22 protein-coding genes and 1 pseudogene are annotated in these 23,895 nt (G+C 73.1%); 17 read left to right on the plus strand and 6 right to left on the minus strand.

Annotated elements, in window-relative coordinates; all coding sequences use genetic code 11:
- Positions 1 to 8 precede the first annotated feature (8 nt).
- The 5 genes from ACIRG6_RS01885 to ACIRG6_RS01905 all read left to right on the plus strand — a co-directional run bounded on the left by ACIRG6_RS01885 (position 9) and on the right by ACIRG6_RS01905 (position 3,401).
- Positions 9 to 659, plus strand: coding sequence for a class I SAM-dependent methyltransferase (locus tag ACIRG6_RS01885; protein WP_364677379.1), 651 nt, complete (start codon positions 9 to 11; stop codon positions 657 to 659).
- A gap of 46 nt (positions 660 to 705) precedes the next feature.
- A complete protein-coding gene (locus ACIRG6_RS01890; RefSeq protein ID WP_189228049.1) occupies positions 706 to 969 on the plus strand; it encodes a hypothetical protein in 264 nt (87 codons plus the stop codon).
- A 47-nt stretch (positions 970 to 1,016) separates the two neighbouring features.
- A complete protein-coding gene (locus tag ACIRG6_RS01895) occupies positions 1,017 to 2,000 on the plus strand; it encodes an N-acetylmuramoyl-L-alanine amidase (RefSeq protein ID WP_403320230.1) in 984 nt (327 codons plus the stop codon).
- Positions 2,001 to 2,158: 158 nt separating this feature from the next.
- Positions 2,159 to 3,004, plus strand: coding sequence for a hypothetical protein (locus ACIRG6_RS01900; RefSeq protein ID WP_403320233.1), 846 nt, complete (start codon positions 2,159 to 2,161; stop codon positions 3,002 to 3,004).
- 109 nt (positions 3,005 to 3,113) lie between these two features.
- Positions 3,114 to 3,401: a hypothetical protein gene (locus tag ACIRG6_RS01905; protein WP_350724595.1), complete on the plus strand. Its 288-nt coding sequence runs from the start codon at positions 3,114 to 3,116 to the stop codon at positions 3,399 to 3,401.
- A gap of 16 nt (positions 3,402 to 3,417) precedes the next feature.
- Here the strand turns inward: ACIRG6_RS01905 and ACIRG6_RS01910 are convergent, their stop codons facing one another.
- Genes ACIRG6_RS01910 through ACIRG6_RS01920 form a run of 3 tightly spaced genes read right to left on the minus strand, consistent with a single transcriptional unit; the run spans position 3,418 to position 6,598 of the window.
- Positions 3,418 to 4,488 (minus strand): prenyltransferase/squalene oxidase repeat-containing protein, encoded by a 1,071-nt coding sequence (locus ACIRG6_RS01910; protein ID WP_403320236.1) that lies wholly within the window; start codon positions 4,486 to 4,488, stop codon positions 3,418 to 3,420.
- Positions 4,485 to 5,219, minus strand: coding sequence for a class I SAM-dependent methyltransferase (locus ACIRG6_RS01915; RefSeq protein WP_189228044.1), 735 nt, complete (start codon positions 5,217 to 5,219; stop codon positions 4,485 to 4,487). The genes ACIRG6_RS01910 and ACIRG6_RS01915 overlap by 4 nt, the downstream gene beginning before the upstream one ends.
- The gene (locus ACIRG6_RS01920; protein ID WP_318218361.1) at positions 5,213 to 6,598 is read right to left on the minus strand and encodes a glycosyltransferase family 4 protein; all 1,386 of its coding nucleotides are present in this window, start codon (positions 6,596 to 6,598) and stop codon (positions 5,213 to 5,215) included. Before ACIRG6_RS01920 ends, ACIRG6_RS01915 begins: the two co-directional genes overlap by 7 nt.
- Positions 6,599 to 6,800: 202 nt before the next feature.
- Between ACIRG6_RS01920 and ACIRG6_RS01925 the strand changes: the two genes are divergently transcribed.
- From ACIRG6_RS01925 to ACIRG6_RS01955, 7 genes and pseudogenes are all read left to right on the plus strand, one after another.
- Positions 6,801 to 7,457, plus strand: coding sequence for a TetR family transcriptional regulator (locus tag ACIRG6_RS01925; RefSeq protein ID WP_364677373.1), 657 nt, complete (start codon positions 6,801 to 6,803; stop codon positions 7,455 to 7,457).
- A gap of 267 nt (positions 7,458 to 7,724) precedes the next feature.
- Positions 7,725 to 8,978: a prenyltransferase/squalene oxidase repeat-containing protein gene (locus ACIRG6_RS01930; protein ID WP_364817597.1), complete on the plus strand. Its 1,254-nt coding sequence runs from the start codon at positions 7,725 to 7,727 to the stop codon at positions 8,976 to 8,978.
- Entirely contained in the window at positions 8,975 to 9,631 is a 657-nt protein-coding gene (locus tag ACIRG6_RS01935) for an SCO2322 family protein (protein WP_403320240.1), read from the plus strand. Before ACIRG6_RS01930 ends, ACIRG6_RS01935 begins: the two co-directional genes overlap by 4 nt.
- Before the next feature lie 187 nt (positions 9,632 to 9,818).
- Positions 9,819 to 11,015, plus strand: a complete 1,197-nt coding sequence (locus ACIRG6_RS01940) for an energy-coupling factor transporter transmembrane component T (RefSeq protein WP_403320242.1) — start codon at positions 9,819 to 9,821, stop codon at positions 11,013 to 11,015.
- Positions 11,012 to 12,688, plus strand: a complete 1,677-nt coding sequence (locus tag ACIRG6_RS01945; protein WP_403320244.1) for an ABC transporter ATP-binding protein — start codon at positions 11,012 to 11,014, stop codon at positions 12,686 to 12,688. The genes ACIRG6_RS01940 and ACIRG6_RS01945 overlap by 4 nt, the downstream gene beginning before the upstream one ends.
- Entirely contained in the window at positions 12,685 to 13,509 is an 825-nt protein-coding gene (locus ACIRG6_RS01950) for an ECF transporter S component (RefSeq protein WP_189228037.1), read from the plus strand. The genes ACIRG6_RS01945 and ACIRG6_RS01950 overlap by 4 nt, the downstream gene beginning before the upstream one ends.
- 297 nt (positions 13,510 to 13,806) lie before the next feature.
- Positions 13,807 to 13,932 (plus strand): annotated as a pseudogene (locus ACIRG6_RS01955) (lytic transglycosylase domain-containing protein); the annotation flags it as partial.
- A 107-nt stretch (positions 13,933 to 14,039) separates the two neighbouring features.
- Here the strand turns inward: ACIRG6_RS01955 and ACIRG6_RS01960 are convergent.
- The gene (locus tag ACIRG6_RS01960; protein WP_364677363.1) at positions 14,040 to 15,041 is read right to left on the minus strand and encodes a GlxA family transcriptional regulator; all 1,002 of its coding nucleotides are present in this window, start codon (positions 15,039 to 15,041) and stop codon (positions 14,040 to 14,042) included.
- 209 nt (positions 15,042 to 15,250) lie between these two features.
- Here ACIRG6_RS01960 and ACIRG6_RS01965 point away from each other — a divergent pair, with 209 nt between their 5' ends.
- Entirely contained in the window at positions 15,251 to 16,387 is a 1,137-nt protein-coding gene (locus tag ACIRG6_RS01965; protein ID WP_364677361.1) for a hypothetical protein, read from the plus strand.
- An 18-nt stretch (positions 16,388 to 16,405) separates the two neighbouring features.
- Here the strand turns inward: ACIRG6_RS01965 and ACIRG6_RS01970 are convergent, their stop codons facing one another.
- Complete coding sequence (locus ACIRG6_RS01970; protein WP_364677359.1) at positions 16,406 to 16,843, minus strand: ATP-binding protein; 438 nt, start codon at positions 16,841 to 16,843, stop codon at positions 16,406 to 16,408.
- Positions 16,844 to 16,935: 92 nt separating this feature from the next.
- Here ACIRG6_RS01970 and ACIRG6_RS01975 point away from each other — a divergent pair, with 92 nt between their 5' ends.
- The 3 genes from ACIRG6_RS01975 (at position 16,936) to ACIRG6_RS01985 (ending at position 19,684) form a co-directional block, all read left to right on the plus strand.
- Complete coding sequence (locus ACIRG6_RS01975) at positions 16,936 to 17,784, plus strand: helix-turn-helix domain-containing protein (RefSeq protein ID WP_364677358.1); 849 nt, start codon at positions 16,936 to 16,938, stop codon at positions 17,782 to 17,784.
- A complete protein-coding gene (locus ACIRG6_RS01980; RefSeq protein ID WP_364677356.1) occupies positions 17,744 to 17,947 on the plus strand; it encodes a DUF397 domain-containing protein in 204 nt (67 codons plus the stop codon). The genes ACIRG6_RS01975 and ACIRG6_RS01980 overlap by 41 nt, the downstream gene beginning before the upstream one ends.
- A 99-nt stretch (positions 17,948 to 18,046) precedes the next feature.
- Entirely contained in the window at positions 18,047 to 19,684 is a 1,638-nt protein-coding gene (locus tag ACIRG6_RS01985; protein ID WP_403320249.1) for a hypothetical protein, read from the plus strand.
- Here the strand turns inward: ACIRG6_RS01985 and ACIRG6_RS01990 are convergent.
- Positions 19,638 to 21,734, minus strand: coding sequence for a bifunctional glycosyltransferase 87/phosphatase PAP2 family protein (locus ACIRG6_RS01990; protein ID WP_364677354.1), 2,097 nt, complete (start codon positions 21,732 to 21,734; stop codon positions 19,638 to 19,640). The genes ACIRG6_RS01985 and ACIRG6_RS01990 overlap by 47 nt on opposite strands.
- A gap of 473 nt (positions 21,735 to 22,207) precedes the next feature.
- Between ACIRG6_RS01990 and proP the strand changes: the two genes are divergently transcribed.
- Positions 22,208 to 23,596 carry a glycine betaine/L-proline transporter ProP gene (proP, locus tag ACIRG6_RS01995; protein WP_403320253.1) on the plus strand — a complete coding sequence of 463 codons (1,389 nt, stop codon included), beginning with the start codon at positions 22,208 to 22,210 and terminating at the stop codon, positions 23,594 to 23,596.
- Positions 23,597 to 23,895: the final 299 nt, after the last annotated feature.

Below are 23,895 nucleotides of genomic sequence, written 5' to 3' on the forward strand. Positions count from 1 at the left end.
GGAACCCCATGCCCGCGGCACCCACGCCGGAGATCCTGGCCGCCTTCGACGCCGCGAAGGGGTTCATGCCCGCGCACGAGGGACGGGCGCTGTACGCGGCGGCGGCCGAGGCGGGCGGGCTCGGACTGCCGCTCCTGGAGGTCGGCACGTACTGCGGGCGCTCCACCCTGCTGATCGCCGACGCGGCCCGCACGGCCGGGGTCACCGCGCTCACCGTCGACCACCACCGGGGCAGCGAGGAGCAGCAGCCGGGCTGGGACTACCACGACCCGGAGACGGTCGACGCCGAGCTCGGCGTGATGGACACGCTCCCCACCTTCCGCCGCACCCTGCGCCGGGCCGGCCTGGAGGAGCACGTGGTGGCCCTCGTCGGCCGCTCGCCGCAGATCGCGGCGGTCTGGAACTCGCCTCTCGGCCTGGTCTTCGTCGACGGCGGCCACACCGACGAGCACGCGAACGCCGACTACGAGGGCTGGGCCCCGCACGTGGCCGACGGCGGCCTGCTGGTCATCCACGACGTCTTCCCGGACCCGGCCGACGAGTTCACCGGCCAGGCCCCCTACCGCGTCTACCTCCGGGCTCTCGCGTCCGGCGCGTTCACCGAGGTCTCGGCGACCGACTCGCTGCGCGTCCTGCGGCGGACGGGCCAGGGAATCTGACGGCGCCTGCCGCCCTCGGCACGCGTCCGTGTGCGATCGTTCGGCCATGAGCAGTGACTACGACCGCGTCCGCACCGGTATCGAGTTCATGACCGCCTACGTCTCCGGGGACGACCTGCTGGCCGAGTACGTCGCCGAGCGGCGCCGCGAGGACCCGCTGGCGACGGAGGCCCTGATGGACGGCGCGGCCGCGCTCTGCGCCCAGTTGCTGCGGACCATGGCCCGGGTGACGGGCAAGACCGAGCACGAGCTGCTCCAGGAGCTGGCCCGCGGCACCTACCGGCACGAGCAGCAGTCCGACGACGACTGACCGGGCGCGCCCTGCGGAGGGCGCCCGGGGCCTCTAAGGTGGCTGACGTGTCGTACACAGGCCCGGACTTCGATCCACCCCAGCCCCGCCGTTCCCCCCTGCGTCGCCCGCTGACCGTGGCGATCGCCGCGCTCGTCCCCGGTGCGCTGCTCGGGTGGGGGGTGTACGCCGCGGTCGGCGGCCCGGGCGACGGGGGCGACGGTGCGGACCGGGCGGCCGGTGCGTCGGCGTCGTCGTCGCCGTCCTCCAGTGGCCCCGCCTCCCCCGGCGCGGACGCCAGGACGCCCACCGGTACGTCCTCTTCGTCCGCGGACGGCAAGCCCTCCGCGTCCCCGTCCGCGCCCGCCGCCGGAACCGGGCCGCTGAAGGGCAAGGTCGTCGTCATCGACCCCGGGCACAACCCGAGCAACTTCCGGCACGCGTCCGAGATCAACCGCAAGGTGGACATCGGCACGAACCGGAAGGAGTGCGACACGACGGGCACGTCCACCAACGCGGGCTGGCCGGAGGCGGAGTTCACCCTCGCCGTGGCCCACCGGCTGCGTACGCTCCTGGAGGAGCAGGGCGCCACGGTGAAGCTGACGCAGGACGACGACCGTCCCTTCGGGCCCTGCGTGGACGAGCGGGCCCGGATCGGCAACGAGGCGAGCGCGGACGCCGCGATCTCCATCCACGCCGACGGTGCGGGGGCCGGCGACCGCGGCTTCCACGTCATCCTGCCGGGCTCGGTGCACGAGGGTGTCGCCGACACCCGCGCCATCGTGGCGCCCTCCGCCGAACTCGGCCAGCGCATCGCGGGCAACTTCGTCCGCGTGACGGGCAGCGCGCCCGCCAACTACCTCGGCGGCGGCACCGGTCTGGTCACGCGTACGGACCTGGGCGGTCTCAATCTGTCAACGGTTCCCAAGGTGTTCATCGAGTGCGGCAACATGCGCGACAGCGCGGACGCGGCACTCCTGACCAGCGGTGCCTGGCGGCAGAAAGCGGCGCAAGGGATGTCTGAGGGAATCGTGAGTTTCCTGCGCGGGTAGCGATCGCCTCCCAGATCCCTCAGGACACGCCCGGCGTGCGGACGATAGTGTCATCCGTACGATGAGGGGTCACCCCCGCGCTTCCCATCAGGGCCGGACGGCGACATGGTGACAGCGACGCCTCTACCGACGACGAGACGACCTACGAAGGACCTGAAGTGAATATCCGCTCCCTCACTCGAGGCGACGGCGTGGTGATCGGAGCAGCGGTGTTGCTGTTCATCGCGTCGTTCCTCGACCTCTACTCGATCGACGGCGTGCCCGACAGCGTAGAAATGCCCAACTTGTGGGAAAGCGGCCCGGTCCTGATGGGGGTCGTCCTCGCGGGCATCATCGGCGCCGCCCTCGTCGTGGTCTCCCGGGGGCTGCCGCAGCCCAAGAAGGTCGCCGGGCTCGACCTCGGGCAGTTCGGTGCCGCCTTGGCGATTTTCGCCGCATGGAGCGCGCTGGGCAACGTCTTCGACCCGGCCGGCGGCACTGACAACTTCGGTGGCTCCTCCGACGGTCCGGACGCGGGCATGGGCCTGATCCTCGCCCTCATCGCGACGCTGGTCATGGCCGCCGCCGCCCTGGCCACCCCCCTCGTCCCCGCCCTCAAGGGCGCGCTCGTCCCCGCGCCCCGTCCGGCCGCGCCGCAGCCCTACGGCGCCCAGCCGCCGGGTGGTTACGGCTACCCGGGCGCGGGTGCGCCGCAGCAGCCGTACGGTGCGCAGCCGGGCCAGCCCGGTCAGCCGTCGTTCGGCGGTCAGCCGCAGCCGGGTCAGCCGCAGCCGCAGGCCCAGCAGCCGCAGGCCCAGCCGGCCGGGGACTTCTCGCCGTTCTGGTTCGCCGTGCCGGTGCCGCGTCCGCTGTTCGCGGAGGACGGCTCGCCGACGCCGATCGCCGAACTGGCGCCGGGCACCTGGTACCTGGCCGTCGAGCAGCGCGGCGCGAACCTGGTCGCCCAGACGCAGGACGGCCGTCGCGGCGTCCTCCAGGACACCTCGGGCATCCAGCGCGGCTGACCCCGCACCGCCCGCCCTTCACGGCAACGGCCCCTCGCCCACCGGTACTTCCGGGGCGGGGGGCCGTCGTCGTGGGTTTCGGCCGGGCATCCGGGGCCATACGCAAGGCATGTCTAGATACCACGGTTCCACCTCCGCGGGCCGGGCCATCGCGATCGTCGCGGACATCATGGCCCTCATCCTCGGCCTGTGGATACTGATGTACCTGTTGGACGCCAACCGGGCCAATGACCTGGTGCAGTTCGTCCATGACGCGGCCAACTGGCTCGCCGGCTGGTCACGGGACCTCTTCACGTTCGACGAGGCCTGGGCGCGTGTCGTCGCCGGATACGGCCTCGCCGCCGTGGTCTACCTCTTCATCGGCCACGCCATCGCCAACCGGCTCGGCCACCGCTGACCCGTCCGGGCGGCGCTCAGACGCAGCAGTCCGGGTCGAGGCCCCTGGGCAGCCGGTCGCCCGAGAAGACCTGGCAGGTCGCCTCGTGGCCGCCGAGCGCGGCGACGGCGAGCAGCAGGGAACCGGCCGTCCAGGTGGTCAGCTCGCGCGGCCAGACGACCTGGTCGTCGAAGACGTACCCCGTCCAGTACAGGCCGCTGTCCGCGTCCCGCAGGTGCTGGATGGACTGGAGTATCTCCAGGGCGCGGTCGGACTCGCCCACCGCCCACAGCGCGAGGGCGAGTTCGGCGGACTCGCCGCCCGTCACCCACGCGTTGGGGACGACGCAGCGCACGCCGAGGTCCGGGACGACGAAGCGGTCCCAGCTCTCCTCGATGCGTGACCTGGCCTCGGTGCCGGTCAGCGCGCCGCCCAGCACCGGGTAGTACCAGTCCATCGAGTAGCGGCCCTTGTCCAGGAACCGCTCCGGGTGGCGCCGGATGGCGTGCCGCAGCGCGCCGACCGCCAACTCCCAGTCGGGCTGCGGCTCCTCGCGCTGCTCCGCGATGGCGAGGGCGCAGCGCAGCGCGTGGTGGATGGAGGAGCTGCCGGTGAGCAGCGCGTCCTTCGTCGGGGTGCCGTCGTCGTCGCGCCGCCAGCCGATCTGCCCGCCGGGCTGCTGGAGCCGCAGGACGAACTCGGTCGCGGCGACGACGACCGGCCACATCCGGTCCAGGAACGTGTCGTCGCCGGTGGCGAGGTAGTGGTGCCAGACGCCCACGGAGACGTAGGCGACGAAGTTGGTCTCCCGGCCGCGGTCGGTGACGTCGGCGAAGTCGCCGTCGGCGTAGGCGGCGTACCAGGAGCCGTCCTGGTTCTGGTGCCGGGCCAGCCACGTGTACGCCCGCTCGGCGGCGTCGTGTTCGCCGGCCGCGTCCAGGGCCATCGCCGCCTCGACGTGGTCCCAGGGGTCGAGGTGGTGTCCGCGGAACCAGGGGATGGCGCCGTCCTCGCGCTGCACGGCGAGGATGCCGCGGACGGTGGCGGCGGCCTGCTCGTCGGTGAGGACGCCGGGCAGGACGAGGTGTTCCGTGCGGGGCGTGGTCACGTGGCGTCCACCGGCGGGAGGTGCGGCTTGGTCGCGTAGGCCACGAAGCTCTTGCCGATCAGCGGGTTGAGCGCCTGCTCGGCGACCCTCGTCGCCAGCGGCTTCTTCATGATGTCCCAGACCAGCAGCTTGTGGTACGCCCGCACGGGCAGCGCCTTGTCGTTGTCGACGCCGAAGGCGCACTTCAGCCACCAGTACGGCGAGTGCAGCGCGTGCGCGTGGTGGGTGCCGTACGGCTTGAGGCCCGCCTCGCGGATGCGCGCGAGGAGTTCGTCCGCCTTGTAGATGCGGATGTGGCCGCCCTCGACCTCGTGGTAGGCGTCGGACAGCGTCCAGCAGACCTTCTCGGGACCGTAGCGGGGCACGGTGATGGCGATGCGCCCGCCGGGCTTGAGGACGCGGACCATCTCGGCGAGGACGCCCTTGTCGTCGGGGATGTGCTCCATCACCTCGGAGATGATGACGACGTCGAAGGACTCGTCCGGGAAGGGCAGGGCCAGCGCGTCGCCCTCCATGGCGGTGGCGGTGGCACCGGCCGGCGCCTCGCCGGCCTCCTTCATCGCGGCGAACCACTTGGCGACCTCGCGGATCTCCTCGCCGTTCTGGTCCAGCGCCACGACCTGCGCGCCGCGCCGGTAACACTCGAACGCGTGCCGGCCGGCGCCGCAGCCGAGGTCCAGGACGCGGTCGCCCGGGGCGAGCGGGAACCGGGAGAAGTCGACGGTCAGCACGTGGCCCTGCTTTCGGGGTAGACGCCGGTGTCACTGGGGGTCGGGGTCGCGGGCACGACCGTCGGGGCGGTCGTGGCGGAGGGGCCGATGGCCTCGCGGTAGCGGGCGACCGTGCCCTCGGCGGCGCGGGCCCAGGTGAAGTGCCGCAGCACGCGTTCGCGTCCGGCCGCGCCGAGCCGGGCCCGCAGCTCCGGGTCGCCGAGCAGCCGGTTCAGCCCGGCGGCCAGCGCGCCCGCGTCGCCCGGGGGCACGGCGAGGCAGGTCTCCCCGTCGCGTCCGGCGACCTCCGGGACGGCCCCGCCGGTCGTGGCGAGCAGCGCGGTGCCGGTCGCCATGGCCTCGGCCGCGGGCAGCGAGAACCCCTCGTACAGGGACGGCACGCAGGCGACCTGCGCCGAGCGGACGAGGTCGACGAGTTCGGCGTCGGAGATGCCCTTGACGAACTCGACGGCGCCGTCGAGGCCGTAGCGCTCGATCGCCTGGGCGACGGGCCCCTCGGCGGGCCGCTTGCCGACCACGACGAGGTGGGCGTCGGGCTGCTCGGTGCGGACCTTCGCGAGCGCCTCGACGAGGAAGACCAGGCCCTTGAGCGGCACGTCCGCGCTGGACGTGGTCACGATCCGGCCGGGTACCTGCGGCACCGACGGGTCGGGCGAGAACAGGTCGGTGTCGGCGCCGATGTGGACGACGTGGATGCGGTCGTCCCGTACGCCGAGGTGGTCGACGATCTCCTGGCGGGAGGTGCCGGAGACGGTCAGCACGGAGGGCAGGCGGCGCGCGACGCGCTTCTGCATGCGGGTGAAGGCGTACCAGCGGCGCACGGCGTAGCGGCGCCCCCGGCCCTCGGCCGCGTCCAGCTCCAGCTGCCGGTCCACGGTGATGGGGTGGTGGATGGTGGTGACGAGCGGGGCACCGACGTCGCCCAACAAGCCGTACCCGAGGGTCTGGTTGTCGTGGACGACGTCGAAGTCGCCGCGGCGGGCGCGCAGATGGCGGCGGGCGCGCAGCGAGAACGTCAGCGGTTCGGGGAAGCCGCCGGTCCACATGGTGGCGACCTCGAGGGCGTCGACCCAGTCGCGGTACTCGCCGCGCTTCGGGGTGCGGAAGGGGTCCGGCTGGCGGTAGAGGTCGAGGCTCGGCAGCTCGGTGAGGGACAGCCGGTCCTCGTGCCCCTCGTCGAGCACGGGATACGGCTGGGCGCCTATGACCTCGACCCGGTGGCCGAGGCGGGCCAGTTCGCGCGACAGGTGGCGGACGTAGACGCCCTGGCCGCCGCAGAACGGGTTTCCCTTGTAGGTGAGGAGTGCGATGCGGAGCGGTCGCAAGCCGTCGGCGGCGGGCTCCTGACGGGGACCCGCCTGACTGGCCTCAGCGGTCACTCTGGGCCCCTCTCTCCCTGCTTCGTCCCGCGACACTACGCCGGGACGTTAATCTAGAACAAGTTTCAGACTTGATCGTCAGAGCCTCCGAATCTACCGGCAGGTAGGGGCGCTGTGACGAGTGGATCAGGTGATTCACGCCACGACGGCAGCCACGACGGGTCCCCCCGCCGGGCCGGGCGAGGGGAAGAAGGTGACCAAGGTGGACAACCCGGTAACGGGGACGGCGGCCGAGCCCGTGCGCCGCTCCGCGCCCTCCTCCCCGCCCCTGACGGAACGGCAGGCGGCGCGCCGCCGCCGCATCCTCCAGGCGAGCGCCCGGCTGGCCGGCCGCGGCGGTTTCGACGCGGTGCAGATGCGCGAGGTCGCGGAGTCCTCGCAGGTCGCCCTCGGCACGCTGTACCGCTACTTCCCGTCCAAGGTCCATCTGCTGGTCGCGACCATGCAGGACCAGCTGGAGCACCTGCACGCGACGCTGCGCAAGCAGCCGCCGACCGGCGAGACGGCGGCCGAGCGGGTGGCGCAGACCCTGATGCGGGCCTTCCGTGCCCTGCAGCGCGAGCCGCAACTGGCCGAGGCGATGGCCCGTGCCCTCACCTTCGCCGACCGCAGCGTCTCCCCGGAGGTCGACCAGGTCTCCCGCCAGACCACGGCGATCATCCTGGACGCGATGGGCGGGCTGGACCACCCGACCCCGCAGCAGCTCTCCGCGGTCCGCGTCGTCGAACACACCTGGCACTCCGCCCTGATCACCTGGCTCTCGGGCCGCGCGTCCATCGCCCAGGTGAAGGTGGACATCGACACGGTCTGCCGCCTGATCGACCTGACGGAGGCCGGGACGTCCGGGGAGCCGCGCTAGACGCCCCGTCTCCCCGTTCTTACGGCCGGGTAAAGTGGCGGCGTCGTATCACACCCGTACGGGGGGAAGCCGGTGCAATTCCGGCGCTGACCCGCAACCGTGAGCCGTCCGTTCCGGGCGGTGAGCCGGATCGCCCCGGGGCGGGACTGTGACCGGCTCACGTGCCCGGCGCCCGCCGTGCACGGGCACCGTCGAGGCATACGGGGCCGAGCCGCCGGGGGTGCCCCGTGCTGTCCGGCCCCGCACAGGGAAAGGCACCCGCCGATCATGAACGTCCGCCGTCGCAGCGCCGCGGCTCTCGCCGCCATAGCCGTGCTCGGCGCCGCCGCGCCCGCGGTCGCCGCCGACCCGTCACCGTCCGCCTCCGCGTCCACGCCCGCCGGGCTGTACGGCACCTCCGACCCCCAGTACGACGGCGTCTGGCGCCAGTCGCTCGCCCTGCTCGCCCAGGACACCGCGGGCGTGATGCCGTCCACGAAGGCCGTGAACTGGCTCACCGGGCAGCAGTGCGACAACGGCGCCTTCGCGCCCTACCGGGCCGACACCGGCAAGCCCTGCGACGCCAAGACCATGGTCGACACCAACAGCACGGCCGCCGCCGTCCAGGCGCTGTGGGCCGTCGGCGGGCACGGCGACGTCGTCGAGGACGCCCTCGGCTGGCTGAAGTCCGTGCAGAACAAGGACGGCGGCTGGGGCTACACCCCCGGCGGCCCCAGCGACGCCAACTCCACCTCCGTGGTCATCGGCGCCCTGACCGCCACGGGCACCGAGCCGGAGGCCGTCACGAAGGACGGCAAGTCGCCCTACGACGCCCTGTTGACGTTCGCCCTGCCCTGCTCGGAGAGCAAGGGCGCGGGCGCCTTCGCCTTCCAGCCCGACAAGGACGGCAAGCTCCTCGCCAACGACGACGCGACCGCCGCCGGTGTCCTCGGCGCGCTCGGCAAGGGCCTGGTCGCCGAGCCCGGCAAGGCGGCGGGCGGCGACGCCGGCTGCGCCGGCGCGGACAAGCCCACCCGCGAGCAGGCCGCCGCGAACGGCGCCGCCCACCTCGCCCGGGCGGTCGCCAAGGACGGCCATCTGACGTCCGCCCTCTCCGGCGCCGCCGCCCAGCCCGACTACGGCAACACCGCCGACGCCGTCGTCGCGCTCGCCGCGCAGGGCGGGGCCGGCAGCGCCGCGAAGCCGCTGGCCTGGCTGGAGAAGAACTCCGCGGCCTGGGCGAAGCAGAGCGGGCCCGCCGCCTACGCCCAGCTCATCTTCGCCGCCCACGCCACGGGCACCGACCCCCGCGCCTTCGGCGGCGCCGACCTGGTCGAGCAGCTCAACGCCACGGGACCGGCCCCGCAGGGCGTCAAGGTGACCGACCGGGCCACCGGCGCGGACGAGAAGCAGGACGACGGGGCGAAGGACGAGAAGGACGACTCCCCGTTCGGCGTCTGGTGGTTCGTCGGCGTCTGCCTCGTCTTCGGCATCGGCATCGGCATCTTCATCAGCGGTCGCAACCGGAAGCAGCAGCCGTGATACGCCGCTTCGCCCTTCTGCTGCTGGCCGCGCTCGTGATCGTCGCGGGCGCGGGACCGGCGCAGGCCGCCGGCTACCGCTACTGGTCCTTCTGGGACCGTGACGGCGACCACTGGACGTACGCCACCCAGGGCCCCTCCATGGCCCGCCCCTCCGACGGCGACGTCCAGGGCTTCCGCTTCTCGGTGAGCGAGGACTCCGGCGACGCGGCCCAGCCCCGCGGCACGGCGGACTTCGCGGCGATCTGCGCGAAGACGCCCGCGGAGGAGGGCAGGAAGCGGGTGGCTCTCGTCCTGGACTTCGGTACGGCGTCCGACGCCCCGTCCGGCGAGACCCCGCCCGCCGGCCGTACGGCCTGTGCCCGCGTCGCCCCCGACGCGACGACGGCCGACGCCCTGGCCGCGGTCGCCGGCCCCCTCCGCTACGACACCAACGCCCTGCTGTGCGCCATCGCGGGCTACCCGAGGACGGGGTGCGGGGAGCAGGTGACGCAGCAGCAGGACCCGACGACGAGCGCGGCCCCGGCGGAGAAGCCCGCACAGGACGACGACGGCGGCCCGTCGACCGGCCTCGTCACGGGCATGGCCGTCGTCGCAGCCCTGGCGGCAGCGGCAACCTGGCAGTCAAGGCGGCGCAGGAATGCCAACTCCTGACCCGACGAACCCCAACCGGCCCACGGGCAGCCGCCCCACCCAGTCGGCGGCCCAGCCTGAGGGCAGTCGTGCCGAACTGCCCGCCCAGCCCGCGCAGCCTGCGGGCACCCGTACCGCTGGGGCGGTCGAGCCCGCAGGCAGCCACCCCACCCAGCCTGCGGGCAGTCGTGCCGCTGGGGCGGCACGGGTGGGCGCTGGGGGTCCCCCCTCTGGGGGAGGCACCCCGTCAGCGCGGGCAAGCGCCCCCACCCCCCGCCCGCACCAGCGCCCCGCCACCACGCGACCGGCGTCCGGAGCGCACGCCCCGCTCCACCCCGGCGCCTGGTGGCTCTGGGCCTTGGCCCTCGGCACCGCCGCCACCCGCACCACCAACCCCCTCCTCCTCGCCCTCCTCGTCGCCGTCTCCGCCTACGTCGTCACCGCCCGCCGCCCCCACGCCCCCTGGTCCCGCTCCTACGGCGCCTTCGTCAAACTCGCCCTCGCCGTCCTCCTCATCCGCCTCGCCTTCACCACGGTCCTCGGCTCCCCCATCCCCGGCACCCACACCCTCGTCACCCTCCCCGAAGTCCCCCTCCCCCACTGGGCGCAGGGCATCCGCCTCGGCGGCCGCGTCACCGCCGAGGGCCTCGCCTTCGCCCTGTACGACGCGATGAAGCTCGCCGCCCTCCTCGTCTGCGTCGGCGCCGCGAACGCCCTCGCCAACCCCTCCCGCCTCCTCAAGTCCCTCCCCGGCGCCCTGTACGAGATGGGCGTGGCCGTCGTCGTCGCCCTCACCTTCGCCCCGAACCTCATCGCCGACGTGCACCGCCTCCGCGCCGCCCGCCGCCTCAGAGGCCGCCCCGACAAGGGCGTACGCGGCCTGCTCCAGGTCGGACTGCCGGTACTGGAGGGCGCCCTGGAGCGCTCCGTCGCCCTCGCCGCCGCGATGGACGCCCGCGGCTACGGCCGTACCGCCGAGGTCCCCGCCGCCGTACGCCGTACCACCGCCGCCCTCACCCTCGGCGGCCTGCTCGGCGTCTGCGCGGGGACGTACGGCGTGCTGACCGCCGCCGGCGGCACGTACGGCATCCCCGTGCTCCTCGCCGGGCTCGCCGCCGCGCTCGCGGGGCTGTGGCTCGGCGGCCGCCGGTCCCCGCGCACCCGCTACCGCCCCGACCGCTGGAACGCCCGCGCCTGGCTGGTCACCGCTTCCGGCGTGGCGGTCGCGGCCCTGATGTTCGTCGCCGCGTCCCGCGACCCGGCGGCGCTGCACCCGGGCGTGGTCCCGCTGGTCGCGCCGTCGCTCCCGCTGTGGCCGGCCGTGGCCGTGCTCCTCGGCCTGCTCCCGGCGTTCGTCACCCCCGCCCCCGAGCCCGTGTCCGCCCCCGCCAAGGAGCCGTCGTGATCCGCTTCGAGGATGTCTCCGTGACGTACGACGGAGTGGCCGAACCCACCGTCCGTGGCGTGGACTTCGAGGTCCCCGAGGGCGAACTCGTCCTGTTGGCCGGCCCGTCCGGCGTCGGCAAGTCGACCGTGCTCGGCGCGGTCGGCGGCCTCGTGCCGCACTTCACCGGCGGCACCCTGAGCGGCCGGGTCACCGTGGCCGGCCGCGACACCCGCACCCACAAGCCGCGCGAACTCGCCGACGTCGTCGGCACGGTCGGCCAGGACCCCCTGTCCCACTTCGTGACGGACACCGTCGAGGACGAGCTCGCCTACGGCATGGAGTCCCTGGGCCTCGCCCCGGACGTGATGCGCCGCCGCGTCGAGGAGACCCTCGACCTGCTGGGCCTGTCCGACCTGCGCGCCCGCCCCATCGCCACGCTCTCCGGCGGCCAGCAGCAGCGCGTCGCCATCGGCTCGGTCCTCACCCCGCACCCCGACGTCCTGGTCCTGGACGAGCCGACCTCCGCCCTGGACCCGGCCGCCGCCGAAGAGGTCCTGGCGGTGCTCCAGCGCCTGGTCCACGACCTCGGTACGACGGTCCTGATGGCCGAGCACCGCCTGGAACGCGTCGTCCAGTACGCCGACCAGGTCGTCCTGCTCCCGTCCCCGGGCGCGGCACCGGTCCTCGGTTCCCCGGCGGAGGTGATGGCGGTGTCCCCGGTGTACCCGCCGGTGGTGGACCTGGGCCGGCTGGCGGGCTGGTCCCCGCTGCCGCTGACGATCCGGGACGCCCGCCGCCGCGCGGCCCCGCTGCGGGAGCGGCTGGCCGGCCGGCGGCCTCCGGAGCGTGCGCCCTCGGGTTCCGCGCTCCCGGCGCCCCGGCCCGCGCCCGCCTCCTTCCTGCGCCGCCGCCGGAAGACCCGGGACGCCGTCCCCTCCCCGTACGCCGCCGAGGTCCGTTCCCTCGCCGTCCGGCGCGACCGCGTCCAGGCACTGCGCGACGTCGACCTCACCGTCTCCCCCGGCGAGACGGTCGCCCTCATGGGCCGCAACGGCGCCGGGAAGTCCACCCTCCTGTCGGCGCTCGTCGGCCTCGTCGAACCGTCCGCCGGTTCGGTCCGCACCGGCGACGCCGTACCGCACCGCACGCCCCCGCGTGAGCTCGTACGCCGTGTCGGTCTGGTCCCGCAGGAGCCGCGCGACCTGCTGTACGCCGACACGGTCGCCGCCGAGTGCGCGGCCGCCGACCGGGACGCGGACGCGGCGCCCGGCACCTGTCGCGCCCTGCTGACGGAGCTGCTCCCCGGCGTCACCGACGACACCCACCCCCGCGACCTCTCGGAGGGCCAGCGGCTGACGCTCGCCCTGTCCGTCGTGCTGACGGCCCGCCCGCCGCTGCTGCTCCTGGACGAGCCGACGCGCGGCCTGGACTACGCGGCGAAGGCCCGGCTGGCCGGCATCCTGCGTTCCCTGGCGGCCGACGGTCATGCGATCGTGCTGGCCACGCACGACGTGGAGCTGGCCGCCGAGCTGGCCGACCGGGTGGTCCTGCTCGCCGAGGGCGAGGTGATCGCCGACGGCCCGGCGGCGGACGTGGTGGTGGCCTCCCCCTCCTTCGCCCCGCAGGTCGCGAAGGTCCTGGCGCCGCAGGAGTGGCTGACGGTGACGCAGGTGCGGGAGGCCCTGGCATGAGCGACACGCGTCAGGCCCGCGCCGTCCGCCTGGGCCCCCGCTCCGTCGCCGCCCTGGTCCTGGTCAGCGCGGTGGGCGTGGCGGGCTTCGGCTGGCCCTTCCTCGCCCCGCCGGACGCCTCGGTGAACGCCCACGCCCAGGACGCCCCGTGGCTGTTCGCGGGCGTGCTGGTGCTGCTGGTGGCGGTGGTCGCGGCGACGATCTCGGAGTCGGGCCTCGGCCCCAAGGCCGTGGCGATGCTCGGCGTCCTGGCGGCGGCGGGCGCGGCCCTGCGCCCCATCGGCGCGGGGACGGCCGGTCTGGAACCGATGTTCTTCCTGATGGTCCTCAGCGGCCGGGTCCTCGGCCCGGGCTTCGGCTTCGTCCTCGGCTCGGTCACGATGTTCGCGTCCGCGCTGCTCACGGGCGGGGTGGGGCCGTGGATGCCGTTCCAGATGCTGTCGATGGGCTGGTTCACGATGGGCGCGGGCCTGCTGCCCTTCCCGGACCGGCTGCGCGGCCGGGCGGAGCTGCTCCTGCTCGCCGGGTACGGGTTCCTGGCCGCGTTCGCCTACGGCACGGTGATGAACCTGGCGGGCTGGACGTTCATGAACACGCTCGCCTCGAACATCGCCTTCGACCCGGACGCGTCGGTCCCCGACAACCTGGCCCGCTTCGTCGCCTACTGCCTGGCCACGTCCCTCGGCTGGGACGGGGGCCGCGCCGCGATGACGGTCGTGCTCACCCTCGCGCTCGGCACGCCCGTCCTGAAGGCGCTGCGCCGCGCCACCCGCAGGGCGGCCTTCGAGACGCCGGTCACGTTCGACGCGCCGCCGAGGTGAAGCACCCCACAGGCCGGTGGTCCTCTCCTAGGCGGGCTAGTAGCCGGACCACGCCACCGGCCACGCTTCCCCACCCCCTCTGACCTGCGCTGTGCGGCCCACGTCACACGGAGGACCTTTCCTCCTGTGCGACCACCACTAGTAAAAGGGGTGATTGCGGACGCCCTTCCCGCCTGTTTCTCTGGAGCGGTCGAAAGGCGCCGACGCCCTCACGGGTCGCGGCGCCGAGGCATGCCCCCGCCACGCACCACGCGGCCGGTCTGCGCCGACGCCCCTGTCCCGAAGAAAGGCACCCCGTTGACCGTCGCCTCCCTCCTCCGCACCGTCGCCACCCCGAGGAAGGCCCTCGCGGGTGCCGCCCTGGCCGCGGCCACCTGCGGCACGCTGATCGCCGCCGCGCCCTCCCAGGCCGCGACGCCGGCGCAGGCCAACGGCTGGTACTGACACCGGCCCCCACAGACCGAAGGCGGCGGCCCCCCGATCCCCGGGGCCGCCGTCTTCGTGCGTCCGGACGAGCCGGCGGGCCGGCGTCACCGCACCTGCGCCGCCCCCGTGCGGAACCTGCGCCGGTACTCGGTCGGAGTCGTGTCGAGCCGGCGGCGGAACGCCCTGACCAGGGTGTCGACGGTGCCGAATCCGCAGGCGGAGGCGACCCGTTCCAGGGTGGCGTCGGTGGATTCGAGCTGGTGGCGTGCCACCTCGACGCGGGCGGACTCGATGTAGGCGTGCGGAGTCGTACCGAGTTCGTTCTTGAAGATCCGGGTGAGCTGCCGGTCGCTGACGTGGGCGCACGCGGCGAGGTCCGCGACGGTGAGGGGTTCGGCGATGTGGCGCATGATGTGGTGGCGGAGGTCCTCGATGCGCCGGGTCGTGGAGACCTGCTCCAGGGGAACGCTGAACTGACTCTGCCCGCTGGGCCGTTTCAGGTACATCACGAGCTGCCGGGCCACGCGCAGCGCGACGGCCTCGCCGAGGTCGTCGGCGATGAGCGCGAGCGACAGGTCGAGGCAGGCGCTGATCCCCGCCCCCGTCCACACGTCGCCTTCGCGGATGAAGATCGGGTCGGCGTCGACCTCGATCGCGGGATGGTCGGCGGCGAGCTGCTGCGCGGTCGACCAGTGGGTGGTGGCGCGCTTGCCGTCGAGGAGTCCGGCGGCGGCGAGGATGTGCGCTCCGACGCAGACGGAGGTGACCCGCCGGGTGCGGCCGGCGAGTTGGCGCACCCGTTCCACCACGGCGGGGTCGGTGAGCGGGTGCACGCGGCGCTGCTCGTCCACCTCGACGGCACCGGGCACGATCAGGGTGTCGATGCTCTGCGTGACCACTTCGTCGAAGGTGGTGTCGGGCAGGACCCGGACCCCGGCGGCGGTGGTGACCGGTTCCCCGGTCTCCGCGGCGAGGACGACGTCGTAGCCCGCGGCCTCGTCCGTCTCGCGCCGTGCGAGGGAGAACACCTCCGGCGGCCCGGTGACGTCGAGCAGGTCGACACCTTCGAAGAGGACGACGACGATCAGCCGTCTCACGGTGCTCAAGAATCCCCCAAGTCCACGACAACCATGTCGGTTTCTGCATGTTGAATGACATTGCCGACACCGTCGGCGGGCCATAGTGTCACAGGCGCAGGTCACCGCATCGGCGACCTGCCCCCCACCGAACGACGCCTCGACTCCGAGGTCCCCCCACGCTGTTCCCCCCACGCCACAAGGCACTTTCACTCACGAAGAAAGCAGGAAAACGGGGCATGGCAACACGTAGAGGATTTCTGGGTACCGCGTCGGCCGTAGGGGCGGCGACGTTATTCACGGGCCAGACCGCCTCCACCGCCTCGGCGGCCACCACCGGAGCCACCGCGACCGACGAGAAGGCGGCACGCGACGCGATACGCGCCGTCAACGCGAAGATGCGTGCCAACTACGCGACCCTCAAGAGCGAACTGACCACTCAGCTCAGCCCGGTCGTCGTCGTCTCCAACAACGCGGTCGGCGGACGCTTCACCCTCATCAACGGCGGCAAGCAGGTCGAGACCGTCGACCCGGTTCCGGAGTACTTCGAACTGGCCAAGTCGATCGCCCACGTTCCCCTGGGCCTCTTCTCGATCCTCGCCTCCTACCTCAGCGACCAGGTCCCCAACATCCCCAACGCGGACCGCATCGACCCGCACGACCTCGACATGGTCGTCACCAGGGCACCGGGCGACAAGGGCTGGATCACCCCGCTGAACGCCTTCAGGACCACGCTCCAGGGGGCGTACACCAGGCTCGGCACCGCGAACCTCCCCCTCGACCTCGAGAACTCATGCGACAAGATCCTGAGCGAGGCCGTCAAGTTCATCGACGCGTCCGTCAAGGCCCAGGCGTTCGACATGGTGTCGTTCAACAGGTTCGCCGCCACGGTCTATCCGTCCATCCGCGTCAACATGACCTTCGCCGCCACCGCGCAGATCACCGGCATCGAGGGCCTCATGAAGCGGTGGCGCACGCTGATCGGCGAAGCGGCGTGGAGCAACCTCTACGTCACGGTGCTGTCGATCTGGACCACGGCCGAGCTGAACCAGGCGTCCATCATCATCCGCCGCACCATGAACCAGGCGAAGGTGGACACCCACCTGATCGACCTGCCGACCGTGGAGACGCCCTCGGACCCGATCGCCGTGGCCCTGGACAACCTGGCCCGCATCGTCCAGGACAACGTCGCCGCCGAGATGGTCTTCAACACCGACCTCAAGGTCGCCGACGCCCTCAAGGGCAAGGAGGACCTCCTCTCCGACGAGATCCTCCAGCAGATCGGCGGCACGGCGCCCACCGCCCGGACCGCCGCCTTCGGCGCGGCGGCGGCGGCCGGCGCCTGCCCGATCACCGGGCACACCGCGGCGGTGTGATCACGCGGCCTCCCCCGCTCAGCGAGCGGGGGAGGCCCCCTCGCACTCGAACCACACCGTCTTGCCGCGCCCCGGGCCCGGCCCCACGCCCCACTTGTCGGCCACCGCGTCCAGCAGCACCAGCCCCCGCCCGCCCTCGGCGTCGTCGGGCACCTCGTCGGCCAGGCGCGGGCGCCGCGGACTGCCGTCCGCCACCTCCACCCGGACGCCGGACCCGTCCGCCCGCCGCAGCAACAGCAGCGTGCAGCGGCGGTCCGGGACATGGCGTACGACGTTGGCCAGCAGCTCCGTCACGCCCAGTTCCACCGCGTCGGTCAGTCCGGCGAGCTCCCACTCGGTCAGGTAGGAGCGGACGATCCGCCGGACGTGCCGGGCCGAGTGCGCGCCGGCGGTGAAGCGCATCGTGTACTGGTCCGGGCAGTGACCCATGAGGGTCGGGGGAAAGTAATCGTTCACGGCACGAGCCTGACGTCGGACGACTACCGTGGGCTACCGGACGAATACAACCGGTCCGGCAGTGGGCCGAGTTGCGCGAGAGGGGCCTCTGCGTGACCCACGTCAACATCCTCGACCCGGGTGCCTCACCGCTCGACTACTACGGCTTCGAACTGCGCCGGTACCGCGAGGCCGCCGGACTGACCCAGCGGCAGCTCGGCGACATCGTGAACTACACGGGCTCCCTGGTAGGCCAGATCGAGACCGCCCGGAAGCTGCCGACGCCGGAGTTCAGCGAGCGGGTGGACGCGGCGCTGGGCACGGGTGGGTTACTGTCCCGGCTGGTCACGCTGGTGATGCGCAGTCAGCAACCCGCCTGGTTCCAACAAGTGGCCGAGTTGCAGGCGAGGGCCACCGAGATCTACTCGTTCGAGACACACGTCATCCACGGCCTCCTGCAGACCAAGGCGTATGCGCGTGCCGTTCTGGGTGCGCTGGACCGGAGCAACCTCGACGACCGCACCGCCGTCCGGATCGCCCGCCAGGCCATCTTCGAGAAGGAGGAGCCGCCGGTCTTCTGGGCCGTGCTCAGCGAGGCCGCGCTGCGCCAGGAGATCGGCGGCCGGAGCGTCATGCGGGAGCAACTGGCCCATCTGTTGGCCTTCGAGAGCAGCCCTCGGGTCAACATCCAGGTACTGCCGTTCTCAGCGGGAGCGCATGCGGGGCTACAAGGCTCGTTCGACGTCTACCGTTTCGGGAGCGATCCGTCGATCGTCTACACCGAGGGGTACGGGAGCGGGCATCCGACGGCCAATCCGGACACGGTCAAGGACTGCTCACTCCGATACGATCATCTTCAGGCCTCCGCGCTCTCCCTCAGGGAATCGGCGGAGCTCATCCAGCGCTTGATGGAGGAAAGCCATGGAGAGCAAGGCGATTCCGACGGATATCCAGTGGCGTAAGGCCAGTTACAGCGGCGACCAGGGCGGGAACTGCGTCGAAGTCGCCGAACTGCCCGCCGCCGTCGCCGTCCGCGACTCCAAGGACCCGGCAGGCCCCGTCCTGGCCCTCGCCCCCGCCGCCTTCGCCACCTTCCTCGACTGGGCCTCCGCAACGGCCGGATGACCCGGCCCTGGGTCAGGTCAACGTTTCTGTTCGATTTATCGTCTTCGCACGTGTGTCCACACCGGGCACCCCTGACGAAGCCGAACGGAAACCCCGACCGTGGTCCCTGCCGATCTCACCGTCTCCCGGCCCGACCAGCGGTCGGACAGACGCCCGGACGCCGCGCCGCGCGCCCTCTGGCACCGGCTCCGCGTCCCGCTGCTCGCCACGTTGCCCACCCTGCCCCTGTACGGGCTGTGGTGGGCTTTCCTCGCCACCGGCGGCGGTGACCTCGCCGCCCAGCAGGCATGGGCGGACTTCGCGGCGCGGCACGGCGGATCGGCGTACGGACTGTTCTGGTACGGCGGGATGCACACCGCCAACTACAGCCTGATCTCCCCGTACTTGATGGCCGCGCTCGGTGTGCGCACGGTCACCGTCGCGTCCGGGCTGGCGGCCACCTGGCTGACGGCCGTGCTGATCAGGCGGGCGGGGGTGCGCCGGCCGCTGTGGCCCGCGCTGCTGGCCTCTCTCGCGCTGTGGTGCAACGTCGCCTCGGGGCGGACCACCTTCGCCCTGGGCGTCGCCTTCGGGCTGGCCGCCTGCGTGCCGCTGGTCCGCGAGCGGCGGCTCGCCCTCGCCGCCGCCTACGCCGCGCTCGCCACCATGGCGTCGCCGGTGGCCGGGCTGTTCCTGGCCGTGGTCGGGGCCGGCTTCCTGCTGGTGCGGGACTGGGGACGGGCCCTGGTCCTGCTCATACCCCCCGCCGCCGTCGTCGGGCTGACCACACTGTTCTTCCCCTTCACCGGGGAGCAGCCGATGCCGGCGGACCGGATCTGGCCGCCCGTCGTGCTCGGGCTGGCCGTCACCGCGCTGGCGCCCCGCGCCTGGCGGGTGGCGCGGTGGAGCGGGGCCGTGTACGCGGTCGGGACGGTGCTGACGTACCTCATCGCCTCGCCCGTCGGGACGAACGTCGAGCGCTTCGTCGAACTGTTCGCGCCCGCCGCGCTGCTCGCCGCCCTGCTCACCGCGCCCCGGCTGCGGCGCGTCACGAGCGCTCTCCTGGTCGTCGCGCTCGTCTACTCCGTCGGGTGGGCGGGGAAGAAGACCGTCGACGATCTGAGGGTGTCCACGGTGGTGCCCGCCTGGGCCGCCGAGACGGACGGGCTCGTCCGGGCGCTGGACGGGCTCGGCGCCGACCGCACCCGCGTCGAGGTCGTGCCCGCCCGCAACCACCGCGAGGCCGTCGGACTCGCCCCGCACGTCAATCTCGCCCGCGGCTGGAACCGGCAGCTCGACGTGGAGCGTGGGCGCCTCTTCTACGACGGCAGCTTCTCCGCGGCGACCTACCGGGCCTGGCTGGACCGCTGGGGTGTCGGCCTCGTCGTCCTGCCGCTCGGCAGGCCGGACGGCCCCGCCGAGGCCGAGGCGGCGCTCGTACGGGACCCGGAGCTGCGGCCCGAGTGGCTGGAGCCGGTCTGGCAGGACGAGCACTGGCGGGTCTACCGGGTGCGGGACGCCGAACCGCTGGTCTCCGCGCCCGGCACCGTCGTGACGACCACCGGCACGGAGCTGGTGCTGCGCGCGGACCGGCCGGGCCCGGTCACCGTGAAGGTCGCCTGGTCGCCGTGGCTGCGGGCCGACGGCGGGTGCCTGGCCGAGGACGGCGAGTTCACGCGGCTGACCGTCCCGGCGGCGGGCGAGTACCGGATCAGCTCGGCGTACCTTCCTTCGCCGACGACGCCGGACCGCTGCTGACCTCGTCGACCGCGGGACGGGCGGGAGGGACCGGCGCCTGCGCCGCGGCCGTCACCGTCCGGGCCCGGGGGCCCTGGAACAGGTACGTCAGCCCGAAGCCCCCGCCGACGACGACCGCGCCGCCCACCGCGTCCAGCACCCAGTGGTTGCCGGTCGCCACGATCGCCGAGACCGTGAAGAGCGGGTGCAGCAGGCCGAGGGCCTTCATCCACATCTTCGGGGCGATGACCGCGATCGCCAGTCCGCACCACAGCGACCAGCCGAAGTGCAGCGACGGCATCGCCGCGTACTGGTTGGTGAGGGCCGTCAGCGTGCCGTAGTCGGGCTTGGAGAAATCCTGCACGCCGTGCACCGTGTCGATGATCCCGAGCCCCGGCATCAGCCGCGGCGGGGCCAGCGGGTACAGCCAGAAGCCGACCAGGGCCAGCAGGGTGGCGAAGCCGAGGGAGGCGCGGGCCCAGCGGTAGTCCACCGGGCGGCGCCAGTAGAGGACGCCGAGCACGGTCAGCGGGACGACGAAGTGGAACGACGTGTAGTAGAAGTCGAAGAAGTCCCGCAGCCAGCCGACCTTCACCACCGCGTGGTTGACCGCGTGCTCGATGTCGAGGTGCAGGAAACGTTCCAGGTCGAGGATCTGGTGGCCGTGCTCCTCCGCCCGCTCCCGGCCGGCCGAGTTGCTGCCGCCGGTCGCCGCGAGCCGGACCTTGGAGTAGGCGGCGTAGGTGACCCGGATGAGGAGGAGCTCCAGCAGGAGGTTGGGGCGGGTGAGGACCCGGCGCAGGAAGGGCAGCAGGGGGACGTGCCGGAAGCGGGTGGGGACCGGCGCCGCGTAGCTCGTCGGGACCGGGGAGTCGTAGTACGGCGAGGTGCGGGGCAGGAACGGCACGGCGACGGCCGCGGCCAGCGCCGCGAGCAGGACGACGTTGTCGCGCAGCGGGAACAGCGCCGCCATGTTCGGCAGCATCATCTTCGCGGGCAGCGTCATCACCAGGACGACGGCGACCGGCCACACGTACCGGTCGGAGGCGCGCTTGCCGACCCGGCCGACGACCGCGAGCAGCACCCACAGCAGCTGGTGCTGCCAGGTGGTCGGCGACACGGCGACCGCCGCGCAGCCGGTGACCGCGACGGCGAGCAGGAGCTGCCCGTCGCGGGCGTAGCGCACGGCGCGGCGCAGCGCGAGGACCGCGACGGCGGCGCCGAGGACGAGGAAGAGGGCGACCTCCAGGGGCCCGGAGAGACCGAGCCGCAGCAGGACGCCGTGCAGGGACTGGTTGGCTAGGTCGTCGGCCGCGCCGCCGAGACCGACGCCCGCCAGGTGGTGCACCCAGTAGGTGTAGGAGTCCTGCGCCATCGCCGCCCAGGCGATCGCCGTGCAGGCGGCGAAGCCGGCGGCCGTGGAGACGGCGGCCCGTCTGCGGTCGGTGAACCACAGCAGAGGCACGAACAGGAGCACGGTCGGCTGGAAGGCGGCGGCGATACCGATCAGCGCGCCGCCGACGCGTTCGCCGTGCTCACCGCGGACGGCGAAGCAGCCCAGCAGGACGAGCAGGACGGGGAGGATGCTGGTCTGCCCGAGCCACAGCGCGTTGCGCACGGGCAGCGAGAGCATCAGCAGGCTGACGGCGACGGGCGCCGCCAGCAGCGCCGTACGGCGGCCCACCGGCCTGGGCAGGGCGCGGGCGGCGACCAGGCCGAGGGCCACGACCAGCAGCAGCGAGCCGAAGGTCCAGCCCCAGCCGAGGGCCTGTTCGGCGGCGCGGGTGAAGGGTTTGAGGACGAGGCCGACGAAGGGGGTGCCGGTGAACTGCGTGGAGTCGTACAGCGAGCCCTCCACGTGCAGGACCCCGTGCTCCCCGACCCAGGTCTCCAGGTCCGTCAGCCGTTCCCCGCGCGGGGTGCCGAGGACCGCGGCAAGCTGGCGTACGGCGAGGATGGCGGCGACCAGCCACAGTCCCAGCCGCGCCGCGCGCAGCCGTGCTCTGGTCGCTGCGACGGCCGGTGCTCCGAAAGCCTCCGCCGGTCGCCCACTGTGCTCCGCATTCGCCACGCCCCGCGGCCTCCCGCCCCGCTCGTCCGCGCGCCCGTGTGCGCGGTGCTGTCCTTGCGAACCCTATGGGGCTCGCACCGCCCCCTGGGGGAGACGCAGGCAACCCCCGTTCCGCCTGACCGCCGCCGCCATCGGCCGGCCCTTTGGCCGTCTTTTGTCCGCATGACGATAGTCCGGTCGTGCTCGGGGTGCCTCTCGCCACCGTCCCGGGACCCCTCCCCGCCCCGGCCGGAGCGAGAAGGATCACAGGTCAGGGGCTCAGAACGCGCTCCGTACCGAGGAGACGTCCCTGCGTGCACGTCATATTGATGCAGTGAGCAGCGAACAGTTTACCGGGCGTAAGCGGCACACCACCGCCTATGGTCTCTTTTCGGCCTGTGGCGCATTGCCGCGGGTCCCTTCCGGCCCGGCGACAGTGCCGCCGTGCGGGTCGCGGTGTCCCTGTCCCCGTCGAAAGGTAGGCGAGCGGAGTTTTGTCGACTGCCACCGTCGCATCCCCCCTGTCCCTCGAGAAGCCGGCCCGCTCCGGCGCGTCATCCTCCGGCGCAGGCGTCACCGCCACCGACCCCGCCCTCGTCAGGCGCGCCGTGAAGGCGGCGGCCCTCGGCAACGCCATGGAGTGGTTCGACTTCGGCGTCTACAGCTACATCGCCGTCACCCTCGGCAAGGTCTTCTTCCCCTCGGGCAACCCGACCGCCCAGCTTCTCTCCACGTTCGGCGCCTTCGCCGCGGCGTTCCTGGTCCGGCCGCTCGGCGGCATGGTCTTCGGCCCGCTCGGCGACCGGGTCGGACGGCAGAAGGTCCTCGCCGTCACGATGATCATGATGGCGGCGGGCACGTTCGCCATCGGGCTGATCCCGTCGTACGCGACGATCGGCGTGTGGGCGCCGGTGCTGCTGCTGGTGGCCCGCCTCGTGCAGGGCTTCTCGACCGGCGGTGAGTACGCGGGCGCGTCCACCTTCATCGCCGAGTACGCGCCGGACAAGAAGCGCGGGTTCCTGGGGAGCTGGCTGGAGTTCGGCACGCTCGCCGGCTACATCGGCGGCGCGGGGCTGGTGACCCTGATGACGGCACTGCTGTCCGACGGCGACCTCACCTCCTGGGGCTGGCGCATCCCGTTCCTGATCGCCGGGCCGATGGGCATCATCGGGCTGTATCTGCGGATGCGGCTGGAGGAGACCCCGGCGTTCGCCGCCGAGGTCGAGAAGGCGGAGGCCGCGCGGCCCCGCGTGCCCCTGCGGGACATGATCACGGGGCAGTGGAAGACGCTGCTGCTGTGCGTCGGCCTGGTGCTGGTCTTCAACGTCACCGACTACATGCTGCTGTCGTACATGCCGAGCTACCTGACGAGCGAGCTGAAGTACGACGAGACGCACGGGCTGCTGGTCGTGCTGGCCGTGATGGCGCTGATGATGATCGTGCAGCCGTTCGCGGGCGCGCTGACCGACCGGGTCGGGCGGCGGCCGGTGATCGCGGCGGGCTGCGCGGGCTTCCTCCTCCTCTCCGTCCCGGCGCTGCTGCTGATCCGCCAGGGCAGCCTGCTCGCCGTGGGTCTCGGCATGGCCGCGCTGGGCCTGCTGCTGGTCTGCTTCACCGCGTCGATGCCGGCCGCCCTGCCCGCGCTGTTCCCGACGCGGGTGCGCTACGGCTCGCTGTCGATCGGCTTCAACGTCTCCGTGTCCCTCTTCGGCGGCACGACGCCGCTGGTGGTGACGGCGCTGATCGGGGCGACGGGCAACATGATGATGCCCGCCTACTACATGATGGCCGCGGCCGTGATCGGCGGCGCGGCGGTGTGGTTCATGACGGAGTCGGCCGGACGCCCGCTGCCGGGCTCGCCACCCGCGGTCGAGCGCCCCTGAGCCCTGCCGGACGGCACCCGTGCCGAGGGCGCCTGAACCCTGCCGGGCGGCACCCGGATCGGGGGCGCCTGAACCCTGCCGGGCGGCACCCGGATCGGGGGCGCCCGGCGTCCGGCACCTGATCCCTGCCGCGGGCACGTCAGGCCGGGATGTGCCCGCCCCACCCGGGGGCCCGTGCCGCCGGGGGCCGCGCAGCCTGGGGGCGTGTCGCCGGCGGGAACACACCAGGGCAGGCGCGGATGCGCAGGACCGGGCGGGACACAGCGGCGGGTACTACCCACCTGCCGGGGACCCGCCCT

It is taken from the genome of Streptomyces flaveolus, from assembly GCF_044765825.1.
In the GTDB taxonomy this organism is placed as follows: domain Bacteria; phylum Actinomycetota; class Actinomycetes; order Streptomycetales; family Streptomycetaceae; genus Streptomyces; species Streptomyces flaveolus.

Coding starts and splice junctions, on each gene's coding strand:
- ACIRG6_RS01885 (WP_364677379.1), top strand. CDS start 9: ATGCCCGCGGCACCCACGCCGGAGATCCTGGCCGCCTTCGACGCCGCG.
- ACIRG6_RS01890 (WP_189228049.1), top strand. CDS start 706: ATGAGCAGTGACTACGACCGCGTCCGCACCGGTATCGAGTTCATGACC.
- ACIRG6_RS01905 (WP_350724595.1), top strand. CDS start 3,114: ATGTCTAGATACCACGGTTCCACCTCCGCGGGCCGGGCCATCGCGATC.
- ACIRG6_RS01930 (WP_364817597.1), top strand. CDS start 7,725: ATGAACGTCCGCCGTCGCAGCGCCGCGGCTCTCGCCGCCATAGCCGTG.
- ACIRG6_RS01950 (WP_189228037.1), top strand. CDS start 12,685: ATGAGCGACACGCGTCAGGCCCGCGCCGTCCGCCTGGGCCCCCGCTCC.
- ACIRG6_RS01965 (WP_364677361.1), top strand. CDS start 15,251: ATGGCAACACGTAGAGGATTTCTGGGTACCGCGTCGGCCGTAGGGGCG.
- ACIRG6_RS01980 (WP_364677356.1), top strand. CDS start 17,744: ATGGAGAGCAAGGCGATTCCGACGGATATCCAGTGGCGTAAGGCCAGT.